Origin of the sequence: Klebsiella oxytoca NBRC 105695, from assembly GCF_001598695.1 — a bacterium.
GTDB lineage: Bacteria > Pseudomonadota > Gammaproteobacteria > Enterobacterales > Enterobacteriaceae > Klebsiella > Klebsiella oxytoca.
The window spans coordinates 211,706-225,494 of sequence record NZ_BCZK01000001.1; the positions used below are offsets into that span (position 1 = coordinate 211,706).

Annotated in this window: 15 protein-coding genes and 1 other annotated feature; of the genes, 5 read left to right on the forward strand and 10 right to left on the reverse strand. The window is 58.5% G+C overall.

Features of this window, described 5'->3' with window-relative positions; all coding sequences use genetic code 11:
- Positions 1 to 9 precede the first annotated feature (9 nt).
- The 9 genes from hisIE to hisL all read right to left on the reverse strand — a co-directional run bounded on the left by hisIE (position 10) and on the right by hisL (position 7,246).
- Entirely contained in the window at positions 10 to 606 is a 597-nt protein-coding gene (gene hisIE, locus KO1_RS00835; protein ID WP_004103655.1) for a bifunctional phosphoribosyl-AMP cyclohydrolase/phosphoribosyl-ATP diphosphatase HisIE, read from the reverse strand.
- Positions 600 to 1,376, reverse strand: coding sequence for an imidazole glycerol phosphate synthase subunit HisF (hisF, locus tag KO1_RS00840; RefSeq protein WP_004113932.1), 777 nt, complete (start codon positions 1,374 to 1,376; stop codon positions 600 to 602). Before hisF ends, hisIE begins: the two co-directional genes overlap by 7 nt.
- Positions 1,358 to 2,095 carry a 1-(5-phosphoribosyl)-5-[(5-phosphoribosylamino)methylideneamino]imidazole-4-carboxamide isomerase gene (hisA, locus tag KO1_RS00845; protein WP_064406804.1) on the reverse strand — a complete coding sequence of 246 codons (738 nt, stop codon included), beginning with the start codon at positions 2,093 to 2,095 and terminating at the stop codon, positions 1,358 to 1,360. The genes hisF and hisA overlap by 19 nt, the downstream gene beginning before the upstream one ends.
- On the reverse strand, positions 2,095 to 2,685 hold the full coding sequence (gene hisH, locus KO1_RS00850) for an imidazole glycerol phosphate synthase subunit HisH (RefSeq protein ID WP_004103646.1): 591 nt from the start codon (positions 2,683 to 2,685) through the stop codon (positions 2,095 to 2,097). Before hisH ends, hisA begins: the two co-directional genes overlap by 1 nt.
- A complete protein-coding gene (gene hisB / locus KO1_RS00855) occupies positions 2,685 to 3,752 on the reverse strand; it encodes a bifunctional histidinol-phosphatase/imidazoleglycerol-phosphate dehydratase HisB (RefSeq protein WP_004103644.1) in 1,068 nt (355 codons plus the stop codon). The genes hisH and hisB overlap by 1 nt, the downstream gene beginning before the upstream one ends.
- A complete protein-coding gene (hisC, locus tag KO1_RS00860; RefSeq protein WP_004103642.1) occupies positions 3,749 to 4,810 on the reverse strand; it encodes a histidinol-phosphate transaminase in 1,062 nt (353 codons plus the stop codon). Before hisC ends, hisB begins: the two co-directional genes overlap by 4 nt.
- Complete coding sequence (gene hisD / locus KO1_RS00865; protein WP_023329851.1) at positions 4,807 to 6,111, reverse strand: histidinol dehydrogenase; 1,305 nt, start codon at positions 6,109 to 6,111, stop codon at positions 4,807 to 4,809. The genes hisC and hisD overlap by 4 nt, the downstream gene beginning before the upstream one ends.
- 39 nt (positions 6,112 to 6,150) lie before the next feature.
- Positions 6,151 to 7,050 (reverse strand): ATP phosphoribosyltransferase, encoded by a 900-nt coding sequence (hisG, locus tag KO1_RS00870; protein ID WP_064406805.1) that lies wholly within the window; start codon positions 7,048 to 7,050, stop codon positions 6,151 to 6,153.
- 47 nt (positions 7,051 to 7,097) lie between these two features.
- Positions 7,098 to 7,220 (reverse strand) — a sequence feature (His leader region).
- Positions 7,196 to 7,246 carry a his operon leader peptide gene (gene hisL, locus KO1_RS27950; RefSeq protein ID WP_009654477.1) on the reverse strand — a complete coding sequence of 17 codons (51 nt, stop codon included), beginning with the start codon at positions 7,244 to 7,246 and terminating at the stop codon, positions 7,196 to 7,198. (Overlaps the previous feature by 25 nt.)
- Positions 7,247 to 7,421: 175 nt before the next feature.
- On the opposite strand from hisL, the gene KO1_RS00875 reads away from it, so the two are divergent.
- The 4 genes from KO1_RS00875 to KO1_RS00885 all read left to right on the forward strand — a co-directional run bounded on the left by KO1_RS00875 (position 7,422) and on the right by KO1_RS00885 (position 10,821).
- On the forward strand, positions 7,422 to 8,246 hold the full coding sequence (locus KO1_RS00875; RefSeq protein ID WP_064406806.1) for an SDR family oxidoreductase: 825 nt from the start codon (positions 7,422 to 7,424) through the stop codon (positions 8,244 to 8,246).
- 38 nt (positions 8,247 to 8,284) lie between these two features.
- Positions 8,285 to 9,175, forward strand: coding sequence for a LysR family transcriptional regulator (locus KO1_RS00880; protein ID WP_047720884.1), 891 nt, complete (start codon positions 8,285 to 8,287; stop codon positions 9,173 to 9,175).
- A gap of 235 nt (positions 9,176 to 9,410) precedes the next feature.
- Positions 9,411 to 9,473, forward strand: a complete 63-nt coding sequence (gene yoeI, locus KO1_RS28875) for a membrane protein YoeI (protein WP_096335043.1) — start codon at positions 9,411 to 9,413, stop codon at positions 9,471 to 9,473.
- Positions 9,463 to 10,821 (forward strand): APC family permease, encoded by a 1,359-nt coding sequence (locus KO1_RS00885; protein WP_004103635.1) that lies wholly within the window; start codon positions 9,463 to 9,465, stop codon positions 10,819 to 10,821. The genes yoeI and KO1_RS00885 overlap by 11 nt, the downstream gene beginning before the upstream one ends.
- Positions 10,822 to 11,072: 251 nt before the next feature.
- Here KO1_RS00885 and KO1_RS00890 read toward each other — a convergent pair whose 3' ends face one another.
- The gene (locus KO1_RS00890; RefSeq protein ID WP_004103633.1) at positions 11,073 to 11,384 is read right to left on the reverse strand and encodes an ArsR/SmtB family transcription factor; all 312 of its coding nucleotides are present in this window, start codon (positions 11,382 to 11,384) and stop codon (positions 11,073 to 11,075) included.
- 238 nt (positions 11,385 to 11,622) lie between these two features.
- On the opposite strand from KO1_RS00890, the gene fusA reads away from it, so the two are divergent.
- Positions 11,623 to 13,725 (forward strand): elongation factor G, encoded by a 2,103-nt coding sequence (gene fusA / locus KO1_RS00895; protein ID WP_004103632.1) that lies wholly within the window; start codon positions 11,623 to 11,625, stop codon positions 13,723 to 13,725.
- Positions 13,726 to 13,789: the final 64 nt, after the last annotated feature.

Below are 13,789 nucleotides of genomic sequence, written 5' to 3' on the forward strand. Positions count from 1 at the left end.
CGCAAGGCATCAGTGACGGCTCTTAAGATTGTTAATCACGTCCGTTAAATTCAGCCCCTGATCCTGCAGCAGCACCAGCAGGTGATACATCAAATCCGACGCTTCATTCTTCAGCTCGAACTGGTCATGCACCGTGGCGGCCAGCGCGGTCTCAACGCCTTCTTCTCCCACCTTCTGGGCAATGCGCTTGGTGCCGCTAGCGTACAGCTTCGCGGTGTAAGAGCTCTCCGGGTCAGCGTGCTTGCGTTCGGCCAACAGTTGCTCCAGCTGGTAGAGAAACAGCCACTGGTGGCCGGTTTCGCCGAAGCAGCTCGATGTGCCTTTATGGCAGGTTGGGCCAATCGGATTTACCAGCGCCAGCAGGGTGTCGTTATCGCAATCCGGGGTGATGCTCACCACGTTGAGAAAATTACCCGACGTTTCCCCCTTGGTCCACAGACGCTGTTTGGTCCGTGAATAAAAGGTCACTTTACCGGTCTCTTCGGTTTTCGCCAGCGCATCCTGATTCATATAGCCCAGCATCAGCACTTCCCCGGAAACGGCGTGCTGCACGATGACCGGCATCAGACCGTCGGTTTTTTGCCAATCCAGCTGTTCACTTAACATACCCTAATCTCCACGCCCTGTGCTGCCAGGTACGTTTTCAGTTCACCAATATTGATAATTTGCTTGTGGAACACTGAGGCGGCCAGCGCGCCGTCGACGTTGGCGTCGCGGAAGGCTTCCAGGAAGTGCTCCATAGTCCCGGCACCGCCGGATGCAATCAGCGGCACGTGGCACACGGCGCGTACCTTGCTTAACTGCTGCAGATCGTAGCCGTTACGCACGCCGTCCTGATTCATCATATTGAGGACGATCTCGCCGGCCCCGCGCTTTTGTACTTCCTGCACCCAGTCCAGCGTTTCCCACTGCGTCACCCGCGTACGGCTCTCATCGCCGGTATATTGATTGACGTGATACTTCCCGCTCTCGGCGTCAAACCAGGTATCGATACCCACGACAATACACTGCACCCCGAACCGATCGGCCAGGCGAGTAATCAGCGTCGGGTCCGCCAGGGCAGGGGAGTTGATGGAGATTTTATCCGCGCCAAAGGAGAGGATTTGCGCCGCCTCTTCCAGCGACTTAATGCCGCCGGCGACGCAGAAGGGAATGTCGATCACTTCCGCAACGCGCGATACCCAGCTTTTATCCACCACGCGACCGTCGCTCGAGGCGGTGATATCGTAGAACACCAGCTCATCCGCGCCTTCGTCGGCATAGCGTTTTGCCAGCGGGACAATATCGCCGATGATTTCGTGATTACGGAACTGCACGCCTTTCACTACCTGGCCGTCGCGAACGTCAAGACAGGGGATTATCCGTTTTGCCAGCATTGAATGGCCTCCGTTACGTTAAATTTACCTTCCAGCAGCGCCCGGCCGACAATCACCCCGCGCACCCCGGTTCCGCGCAGCGCGGCGATATCATGCAGATCGCCAATGCCGCCGGAGGACTGAAACGCCACCTGCGGATAGCGGGCGCAGACTTCTTCATACAGCGAGACGTTAGACCCGGCCAGCGTCCCGTCGCGGGAAATATCGGTACACAGCACGTGCTGCAGGCCGACGGACTGATAGCTCTCCACCAGCTCCTCCAGGGTTACACCGGAATTTTCCTGCCAGCCGCTAACGGCCACCTGCTTGCTGCCTTGCGCATCGATCCGTACGTCCAGCGCCAGCACCAGATGCTGCGGGCCAAAACGCTTAAACCAGCCTTTCACCACCTCCGGCGACTTCACCGCCGTCGAGCCCACCACCACGCGCGCCACGCCCGCGTCAAGCAGGGCGGCCACGTCTTCTTCCGTGCGCACGCCGCCGCCGACCTGCACCGGCTCGTTCACGCCAGCTACCAGCGTTTTCAGCAGCGGGATCTGGCGCTTCGCCGGATCTTTCGCCCCGGTCAGATCGACGAGATGCAGTACTTCGGCCCCTTGCGCGGCATAGGATTGCAGGCGCGGCAGCGGATCGTTGCCGTAGTCGCGCTGCTGGCCATAATCGCCCTGATGGAGACGGACGACCGTACCGTCAATTAAATCTAAAGCAGGAATGATCATCACATCTCCAGGAAGTTTTTCAGCAGCTGCGCCCCGGCGCTGCCGGAGCGTTCAGGGTGGAACTGGACGCCAAAAAAGTTATCTTTCTGCACCGCCGCGGTGAAGGCCTCGCCGTAGCTGCATTGAGCGATGGTGTTAACGTTGACCGGCATCGCGTAGCTGTGGACGAAGTAAAAATACGCCCCGTCTTCAATGCCGCGAAACAGACGATCGCCCGCTTTAGCATATACCCGGTTCCAGCCCATATGCGGCAGCGGCAGGCCGTGGTCGGTCATTTTTGGCACGTCCTGGTCGATAATACCCAGCAGGTCGACACCGTTATTCTCTTCGCTGCGTTTTCCCAGCAACTGCATACCGAGACAAATGCCCAGCACCGGTTGGGTGCAGGCTTTAATCAGATCGATTAAATCCCGTTCGCGCAGCTGGTCCATTGCCGCCTGAGCCGTCCCTACGCCCGGCAGAAACAGTTTATCGGCGCGCAGCACCACGTCCGGGTCACGGCTGACCTGCGGCTCGTAGCCGTGGCGGCTCACCGCAGATTTCACCGAATTGAGGTTGGCGCAGCCGGTATCGAGGATCACCACGTTCATCAGAGTACCCCTTTCGAAGATGGCAGCGTGTCGCCCTGGACGCGGATGGCCTGGCGTAGCGTGCGACCGAAGGCCTTAAACAGGCTCTCAACGCGGTGGTGGTCGTTTTTGCCCTTGGTTTTCAGGTGCAGAGTGACCGCCATGGTATAGGAGAGCGAGCGGAAGAAGTGTTCGACCATCTCGGTGCTCAGATCGCCAACGCGCTGATAGGTAAAATCAGCTTTGTATTCAAGGTGCGGGCGGCCAGAAATATCCAGCGCGCAGCGGGCCAGGCATTCGTCCATCGGCAGCACAAAGCCGAAACGGGCGATGCCGCGCTTGTCGCCGAGCGCCAGCTTCAGCGCTTCGCCCAGCGCAAGGCCGGTGTCTTCCACGGTGTGGTGATCGTCAATATAGAGGTCGCCGCCGACCTTGACCTCCAGACGGAAGCCGCCGTGGGTGGCAATTTGGTCAAGCATATGATCGAAGAAGCCGACGCCGGTGGAGATTTTGCTGCCGCCTTCGCGATCGAGCCACACTTTGACATCCACCTGGGTCTCTTTAGTGATGCGCTCAACGTGGGCGTAGCGATCGCGACGGGTCAGCTGTTCGCAAATGGTCGGCCAGTCAAGCGTTTCGCGATCGTAGCGCAGTCCGGTAATGCCCATGTTATCCGCCAGCTGAATGTCGGTGGCCCGGTCGCCAATCACGTAGCTATTGGCGGTGTCCATCACCCCTTGCTCCAGCCACGGCAGCACCAGTCTGGTTTTCGGCTTGCGGCAGTCGCAATTATCCGCCGGGAGATGCGGGCAAATCAGCACCTCGTCAAAGTTGACGCCCTGTGAGGAGAAGATCTGCATCATCAGGTTGTGCGGGCCGTCGAACTCGTCCTGCGGCAGGCTGGCGGTTCCCAGTCCGTCCTGATTGGTGATCATCACCAGCTTATACCCTTCCTGCTGCAGCTTGAGCAGGGCCGGGATCACCTGCGGCTCAAACGCCAGCTTATCGAAGCGGTCTACCTGAAAATCAACCGGTGGTTCGGAAATCAGCGTACCGTCACGGTCAATAAAGAGAAACTTCTGGGTCATACATTCTCCGCAGTCAAAGCGTCAATGACGCGCTGGCTCTCTGCACGGGTACCGATAGTGATACGCAAACAGCCGCTTAATGAAGGTTGTTTATTCTGGTCACGTAAGATAATGCCCTGATCCCACAAAGATTTAAACACCGCGCTGGACGCGGTGATCCGCGCCAGTACGTAGTTGGTCTCGGAAGCGAACACCTCTTCCACGCAGGCAATGCTGCGCAGCTGGCTGACCAGATAATCGCGTTCGTTGAGGATCTGCGCCACGCGCTCGCGCATGGCGGCAATCCCTTCCGCACTCAGGGCCTGAGCGGCAATATCGGCGACCGGCGTCGAGAGCGGATAGGGCGCGATAACTTTCAGCAGTACGTTAATGACCTCGACGTTGGCGAGGGTAAAGCCGCAGCGCAGTCCAGCCAGGGCAAACGCCTTGGACAGCGTGCGCAGAACCACCAGATGCGGATACTCGTTCAGCCAGGTTGCCAGCGTCGCCTGCGGACAGAACTCAATATAGGCTTCATCCGCGACCACGATGGCTTTACCGCGCGCCATCTCCAGCAGGGTGCGGAAATCTTTCGGGTTGATAATCTGTCCGGTCGGGTTATTCGGGCTGCAGACGAAAATCACTTTCACGCCGTCAAGATTGGCTGCGATGCCCGGCAGATCCAGCTGCCAGTCGGCGAGCGTCGGCACCGTACGACAGGTCACGCCGATGGTTTCGGCGCTGACGCTGTACATGCCGTAGGTCGGCGGGCAGTAGAGCACCGCGTCCTGGCCCGGCTCGCAGAAGGCGCGGATCAGTAGTTCAATGCCTTCGTCGGCGCCGCGGCTGACCAGCACCTGCTCCGGCTTAACGCCAGCATACTGCGCATAGCGTTCAATGACGGCTTTCGGCTGCGGTTCCGGATAGCGGTTCAGCGTCTGTTCGGTCAGCTGGAACGCAACCGCGGTGGGGAATTCATTGGCGTTCAGCCAGACGTCGCCCTTACCGCCCAGACGGCGAGCAGACTGATACGGCGTCAGCGCGCGGACGTTGGCGCGGGCTAAATCTTCGATGCTCATGCTTGCTCCTTAAGGGCTGCAACGCGCAGCGTAACGGCGTTTTTGTGGGCGTCCAGGCGCTCGGCGGCGGCCAGTATCTCAATGGTGGAAGCGAGAGCGGCGAACCCGTCGCGGGACAGCTCCTGCACGGTCATGCGTTTCTGAAAGTCCGCCAGGCCGAGGCTGGAGCAGGTCGCGGTGTAGCCGTAGGTCGGCAGCACGTGGTTGGTTCCGGAGGCATAATCCCCGGCGGATTCCGGCGACCAGTCGCCGAGGAACACCGAGCCGGCGCTGGTGATGCCATCGACCAGTTCGCGGGCGTTGCGGGTCTGAATAATCAGATGTTCAGGGCCGTACTGGTTGGATATTTCCACACACTGGGCGATATCGCGGGCCACGATGATCCGGCTGGCGGAGAGCGCCTCACGGGCGGTTTCCGCACGCGGCAGCGCGGACAGCTGGCGCTCAACGGCTTCGGCGACGCGGGTGGCCATCGCGCTATCCGGCGTCAGCAGGATCACCTGCGAATCCGGGCCGTGCTCCGCCTGGGAAAGCAGGTCAGAGGCGACGAAATCGGGGGTTGCGCCGCTGTCGGCGATCACCAGCACTTCCGATGGCCCGGCGGGCATATCGATAGCCGCGCCGTCAAGACGCTGGCTCACCTGACGCTTGGCCTCGGTGACGAAGGCGTTGCCCGGGCCAAAGATTTTATCGACTTTCGTCACCGACTCCGTGCCGAAGGCGAGGGCGGCAATTGCCTGCGCGCCGCCGACGTTAAAGATATTGCGCACGCCGCATAGCTGGGCGGCATAGAGAATTTCATCGGCAATCGGCGGCGGCGAGCACAGCACTACCTGCTGGCAGCCCGCGATGCGCGCCGGCGTGGCGAGCATCAGGACCGTTGAGAACAGCGGCGCCGAGCCGCCGGGAATATATAAGCCAACGGAGGCGATAGGGCGGGTCACCTGCTGGCAGCGCACGCCCGGCAGGGTTTCCACATCTACGGCCTGCAGCCGCTGCGCGTTGTGAAAGGTTTCGATATTTTTAACCGCTACGGCCATCGCCTGCTTGAGCTCGTCGCTCAGGCGCGCACCGGCGGCGGCAATCTCTTCTTCGCTAACTTTCAGCGCTGTGACCTCGGTTTTGTCGAACTTTGCGCCGTATTCACGCAGGGCCGCATCGCCGTTGTCTTTAACATTATTCAGGATCTCCGCCACCGTTTTGCTGATGCTCTCGGAGGCGGAAATGGCCGGACGCATTAAAAGTTGTTGCTGTTGTTCTGCGCGACAGCCGTTCCAGTCGATAATTGTGTTGAAGCTCATGATTGTTTCCCCTGTTTGTCCCGTGACCGACCCGCCGGATTACTCCATCATCTTCTCAATCGGCAGAACCAGAATGGAGCTGGCGCCCAGCGCTTTCAGTTTTTCCATGGTTTCCCAGAACAGGGTTTCACTGCTGACCATGTGCATGGCGACGCGCTGCTTGTCCCCCGCCAGCGGCAGGATGGTCGGACGCTCGGCGCCGGGCAGCAGGGCGACAACCTCTTCCAGGCGCTCGGTGGGCGCGTGCATCATGATGTATTTCGATTCGCGAGCCTGAATCACGCCCTGAATACGGGTCAGCAGGCGGTCGATAAGCTGCTGTTTGCTATCCGCCATCTCACCGTCGCGCTGGATCAGGCAGGCTTTGGAGCGGAACATGACTTCCACTTCGCGCAGGCCGTTCGCTTCGAGAGTCGCGCCGGTAGAGACCAGGTCGCAAATCGCGTCGGCCAGGCCAGCGCGCGGGGCCACTTCAACCGAGCCGTTCAGCAGGCAGGATTTAAAGGAGATGCCTTTCTGGTCAAGGTAGCGCTTCAGCAGGTGCGGGTAAGAGGTCGCGATGCGTTTGCCGTCCAGTGCCGCAGGGCCGTCCCAGGGTTCATCCGCCGGGGTCGCCAGCGACAGGCGGCAGCCGCCGAAGTCGAGGCGGCGCAGGGTAAAGTAGCGCGGATCTTCGCCCTGGGCGCGGCGGCTCAGCAGCTCTTCTTCCAGCACGTTTTCACCGATAATCCCCAAATCGACCACGCCGTCCATGATAAGGCCAGGAATATCGTCATCACGCACGCGCAGAATATCGATCGGCATATTTTCCGCCATCGCGATCAGGCGCTGGGTGTGCAGATTCACTTTGATGCCGCAGCGGCTGAGTAATTCGCGTGAATCTTCGCTTAAACGCCCTGATTTCTGAATAGCTATGCGTAAACGATTATTGTCTAACATTGTTATTTTCCTCTGTAACCCTGTCTGAATCTGTCCGAATGCGGTCCAAAAAAAAGCCCCCGGAAGTGAATCTTCCGGGGGCTCTCTTTGCGTTCATGCACCACTGGAAGATCCAAATGTCTTCCAGCACACATCGCCTGAAAGACTAGTCAGGATGATGGTGATGATGGTGGTTTTTAAATTGAACGCTGTTCATAAAATTCTCTGTGAATGACTATGCATTTGATGCCTTTTAACCTAAACCACTTCACTCGCATAAAGCAAGGGCTTTTTTCTATCATTAATTCATTTCATATTGACCGAAGAAATTGTCAGTTGCCGCCGGCTGGCGTAGCCTTAAGTCAGCACAGCGAAAATTCAGGAGCAAGGGGATGAAGAAGGTCGCAATTGTAGGATTAGGATGGCTGGGTATGCCGCTTGCGCTGTCGTTGATGTCGCGGGGATGGCAGGTCACCGGCAGTAAGACCACCCAGGATGGCGTAGAGGCGGCGCGGATGTGCGGTATCGACAGCTACCCGCTGCGTCTGGAGCCGCAGCTGGTCTGCGACGCTGAGGACCTGGATGCATTAATGAACGTCGACGCGCTGGTGATTACCCTGCCGGCGCGCCGGACCGGGCCGGGAGACGACTTCTATCGTCAGGCGGTACAGGAAATCGTTGATTCCGCGCTCGCGCATCACGTGCCGCGCATCCTGTTTACCAGCTCGACTTCCGTCTACGGCAACGCCAGCGGCACGCTGAAAGAGAGCTCGCCCCGTAATCCGCAAACCGCCAGCGGACAAGTGCTGAAAGAGCTGGAGGACTGGCTGCACAATCTTCCTGGCACCTCGGTGGACATTCTGCGCCTTTCCGGGCTGGTGGGGCCGTCTCGTCACCCGGGGCGCTTCTTTGCCGGAAAATCCGCACCGGACGGCCAGCACGGCGTGAACCTGGTGCATCTCCAGGATGCGATCGCCGCGATCGAGCTGTTATTGCAGTCCCCGAAAGGCGGACGCATCTATAATATATGTGCGCCTAAGCATCCCGCGCGCGGCGTCTTTTATCCGCTGATGGCCCGGGAGCTTGGGCTTCCCGTTCCCGTCTTCTCTGATAACCCGGAAAACGGTAGCGGCAAGATCGTGGATGGCAGCCGTATTTGCAACGAACTGGGGTTTGAATACCAATACCCCGACCCGCTGGTGATGCCGATGGAGTGATCCGCCAGCGGTGAATCGCGTACCGTAAGGGGGTAGCGATGAAACCACTGCTGGATGTGCTCGTCATTCTTGATGCCCTCGACAAAGAGGGCAGTTTTGCCGCCGCCTCGGCAAAGCTCTATAAAACACCCTCCGCGCTGAGCTATACCATTCATAAGCTGGAAAGCGACCTCAATATTCAACTACTCGATCGCAGCGGCCACCGGGCGCGCTTTACCCGTACCGGTCAGATGCTGCTGGAAAAAGGGCGCGACGTGCTGCATACCGCCCGCGAGCTGGAAAAGCAGGCTGTCAGGCTGCATCAGGGCTGGGAAGACAGGCTGGTGCTGAACGTTGATAGCGGTTTCCCGTTTCACCTGTTGGCGCCGCTGATAACGGCGTTTTATCGCCAGCATCACGCCACCCGTCTGGAATTTCGCCGCGATACCCTCGCAGCAGGCTGGCAGACCCTGGCGGAAGGGCGGGCGGATCTGCTGCTCGGGGTTCAGAGCGACCCGCCGGCGCTAAGCGGCTACGGTTGTCTGCTTCTCGGTGAACTGACGCAGGTATTTGTCGTTTCGCCCCAGCATCCGCTGGCGCAAATTACCGAACCGCTGAGCTGGCGCACTTTGCGCCGTTATCGCGCGATTGCCAACTACGGCTTGTTGCCGCAGGCAGAAAATCAGGACAGCCTGACGGTATTCGATCTTTCCGGCCAGCTGACGCTGCTTTGCGCCGGGCTGGGATGGGGCTATTTGCCGCTATTTCAGGTGCAGCCTTTATTAGCGCGCGGCGAGCTGCGAATAATTCAAACCAGGATGGTTGCGCCGGTAAATCGCGCGTGGATTGGCTGGCATGAAGAGGGCGGTGGTCTGGCGGGCGAGTGGTGGCGAGCAGAGATATTAGCAAATAGTGCTATCCATCAGGTCTATAATACTAAAATCGTATGAATATTAATCTGTTAGAGATTAGCCGTAATTATTAAGCCTTGCAACATCTTGTCATCGTGCCAGTAGTTGTTGCAAAATACGCGTCCTGAAAATCAGAAACTGGCCGACGCTTTTTTAAAGTGTCGGTTATTTTTTTGGTTGAAAGACACATCATTCAATACCAAGAGGCCGGGCTTCGTACCGGATAGATATTTACTAAAAACCGACAGTGGTTGTCGCTGAGGAATACAAAGAAATGGGGCAATTTTTTGCTTACGCGCTGGCGTTCACCGTAAAAGGGGATAACTATGTCGCATAACGCTACTCCAAAAACCTCTCGCGTGGAATTACGTAAAACGCTTACGTTGATTCCGGTTGTAATGATGGGCCTTGCCTATATGCAGCCAATGACGCTGTTCGATACGTTTGGTATCGTCTCTGGATTGACTGATGGTCACGTTGCGACGGCTTACGCCTTCGCGCTGATCGCCATTCTCTTCACGGCGCTGAGCTACGGTAAACTGGTTCGCCGTTTTCCGTCGGCGGGTTCCGCTTATACCTACGCACAGAAATCCATTAGCCCGGCCGTTGGCTTTATGGTTGGCTGGTCATCGCTGCTGGACTATCTGTTCATGCCGATGATCAACATTCTGCTGGCAAAAATTTACTTTGAAGCGCTGGTGCCTTCCATTCCGTCGTGGATCTTTGTTGTTGCGCTGGTGGCCTTTATGACCATCTCCAACCTGCGCAGCATTAAGACCGTGGCGAACTTCAACACCCTGATCGTTATCCTGCAGATGGGTATCGTAGCGGTGATTGTTGGCCTGATTATCTACGGCGTTATGCACGGCGAAGGCGCGGGCACGCTGACCAGCACCCGTCCGTTCTGGTCTGAAGGCGCGCACGTGGTGCCGATGATTACCGGTGCGACCATTCTCTGCTTCTCGTTCCTCGGCTTCGACGGTATCTCTTCGCTGTCTGAAGAAACCAAAGACGCAGAGCGCGTGATCCCGAAGGCTATCTTCCTGACGGCGCTGATTGGCGGCCTGATCTTTATCGGGGCTTCCTACTTCCTGCAGCTGTACTTCCCGGATATCTCGCGCTTTAAGGATCCGGACGCATCGCAGCCTGAAATCATGCTGTACGTTGCGGGCAAAACCTTCCAGTGGGGCGTGCTGATTTTCTCCAGCGTCACCGTACTGGCGTCCGGCATGGCTGCGCACGCGGGCGTTTCCCGTCTGATGTACGTGATGGGCCGCGACGGCGTGTTCCCGACGCGTTTCTTTGGTTACGTGCATCCGAAATGGCGGACTCCGGCGTGGAACGTACTGCTGGTTGGCGCGATTGCGCTGCTGGCGATTAAATTCGACCTCGTGACGGCAACGGCGCTGATTAACTTCGGTGCGCTGGTGGCGTTCACCTTCGTTAACCTGTCGGTGATCTCGCAGTTCTGGATCCGTGAAAAACGCAACAAGACGCTGAAAGACCACTTCAACTATCTGGTTCTGCCGGTGTGTGGCGCGCTGACCGTCGGCGCGCTGTGGATCAACCTGGAAGAGAGCTCCATGGTTCTCGGCCTGATCTGGGGCGGTATTGGTCTGGTCTACCTGGCCTGCGTGACCAAAAGCTTCCGCAACCCGGTACCGCAGTACGAAGACGTTGCCTGATCGCGTTTGGTGATGAGAAAGCCGGAGGGAAACCTCCGGCTTTTTTGTTTCTGGCGGATGTCGATCTTTCCGACTCGCGCTACGCTTAGCCGGACTACAGATTCACCGCTGCCCACGGTCTGGTAGCCCGGGTAAGGCGTGTACGCCGCAACCCGGGATTCCCGGGCACGAGTTCGTGTGGTTTTGCGGGGTGGTTGTCCGGATAGAGGCGCAGCATCGCCTCCGGTAGATTCGGCAGAAATGTGGGCGATTTACTTCTCCTGCTGCATCACCTTAAGCAGCGTATCCAGCAGGCCGGGAAAGCGCGCGTCTAAATCTTCCCGGCGCAGCGAAATCAAATTCTCCCGCCCCTGAGGCCTCTGCCAGATCACCCCGCTGTCGCGCAAGACGCGCCAGTGGTGAGTCATGGTCGACTTCGCCACATCTTCATGACGCAGGGCGTTACAGCTCTGCTCGCTGCCGTCGGCAAGGATCCGGATAATCTCAAGCCGCAGCGGGTTACCGAGGGCGAAAAGCACATTTTCGAGGCGAATTTGTTCACGTTCGGGGTGATTGGCGATCATAATATTCCTGTGTCGGCGGCGGCGCAGATCCGCGAGCAGCAGCCGTTATCGGCGGCTGGCCGGTAATATACCCAAACTCTTTTTCTAAAGCCACGCGCGTCGTCGCAGCCATACCAATCGTAACGATAGCAAAAATAGTTCGAATATACTCGTACAGTTGTACTATGATGAAAGCCGTTAAATGAACGGCGGCTCATTCCGGCCGCTGACTGACAGTCAAAATGACTAAGGACGCATCATGCCCCGACCCATCCCCCTCGAACGTTATCGCAACATCGGTATCTCCGCGCATATCGATGCCGGCAAAACCACCACCACCGAGCGCATCCTGTTTTACACCGGGATGAGCCACAAGCTGGGGGAAGTACACGATGGCGCGGCAACTACCGACTGGATGGCGCAGGAGCAGGAGCGTGGGATCACCATTACGTCCGCGGCGGTGAGCTGCTTCTGGCCCGGCATGGACCGCAGCTTTGAGCCACACCGGATTAATATCATCGATACCCCTGGGCACGTGGATTTCACCATTGAAGTCGAGCGCTCTATGCGCGTACTGGACGGTGCGGTCATGGTTTACGACTCCGTGGGCGGCGTGCAGCCGCAGTCGGAAACCGTCTGGCGCCAGGCGAACAAATACCACGTCCCGCGGCTGGCCTTCGTCAACAAGATGGACCGACCCGGCGCGGATTTTTTCCGCGTGGTGCAGATGATGACCGATCGCCTGAAGGCGAACCCGGTACCGATTGTGATCCCGGTGGGCGCCGAAGAGCACTTCACCGGCGTGGTGGATCTCATCAAAATGCGCGCCATTTTGTGGGATGACGCCACCCAGGGAATGACCTTCAGCTATGCGCCGGTGCCCGACGAACTGCTGGAAACCGCCCGGTTGTGGCGGGAAAAAATGGTTTCGGCGGCGGCGGAAGCCAGCGACGAACTGATGGATAACTATCTCGAAACCGGCGAGTTGAGCGAGGCGGAAATCGTCGCCGGACTGCGTCAGCGCACGGTGAAGGGGGAAATCCAGGCAGTGCTGTGCGGCAGCGCGTTTAAAAACAAAGGCGTGCAGCGGATGCTTGATGCGGTGGTTGAGCTGATGCCGTCGCCGCTGGATATTCCGGCGATTCAGGGCGTGGATGAGAAAGGGCAGCCCGCTGAACGTCACCCGAGCGACGACGAACCGTTCTCGGCGCTGGCATTTAAACTGATGACCGACCCCTACGTCGGCCAATTGACCTTTATTCGCGTCTATTCCGGGACGCTGAAAAAAGGCGATGCGGTGTGGAATCCGGTGAAAGGCAAGAAAGAGCGCATTGGCCGCATCGTGCTGATGCAGGCCAACGATCGCCATGAAGTGGACGAACTGCACGCCGGAGATATTGCCGCCTGCGTCGGCCTGAAGGATGTCACCACCGGCGACACGCTGTGCGACCCTGATGCGGTGATTACCCTTGAACGGATGGAGTTCCCGGAGCCGGTGATTTCGCTGGCGATTGAACCGAAAACCAAAGCCGATCAGGAGAAAATGGGTATCGCCCTGCAGCGGTTGGCGGCGGAAGATCCGTCGTTTCGTCTGCATACTGACGAGGAGTCCGGCCAGACGATCATTTCCGGGATGGGCGAACTGCATCTGGAGATTATCGTTGACCGCATGAAGCGCGAGTTTGGCGTCGAGGCGAACATCGGGCGTCCGCAGGTGACCTATCGCGAGACGATCCGCAAAACGGTCAAAGAGGTGGAAGGCAAGTTTGTTCGCCAGTCCGGCGGTAAAGGGCAGTACGGTCACGTGGTGCTGACCCTTGAACCACTGGCGCCGGGAAGCGGTTTCGTGTTTGAGGACGCGACCAAAGGCGGCGTGGTGCCGCGCGAGTATATCCCTTCAGTCGAAAAAGGGCTGCGCGAAGCGATGGGCACCGGCGTGCTGGCGGGATATCCGGTGGTGGATATTAAGGCGATCCTGACGTTTGGTTCGTATCACGACGTCGACTCCTCGGAGATGGCTTTCCGGATGGCGGCAATATTCGGCTTCAAGGAAGGGGCGCGCAGGGCCGACCCGGTTATTCTTGAACCGGTGATGCACGTGGAAGTGGAGACCCCGGAAGAGTACGCCGGCAATATTATGGGCGATCTCTCTTCCCGGCGCGGGATGGTGCAGGGAATGGAGGAGCGGTTCGGCAGCCAGATTATTCGCGCCGACGTGCCGCTGGCCGAGATGTTTGGCTATTCCACCACGCTGCGTTCAATGTCCCAGGGCCGGGCGACCTACAGCATGGAATTCCACCACTACGCGGAAGCCCCGCGCAACGTGGCTGAGGCGATTATCGCCAGCCGCGCCAAAGGCTAAACTACGTTCCCGGGTGCGACGCGAGGCGTCTTACCCGGGATACGAGTCCTGCCACCGTTGGTAG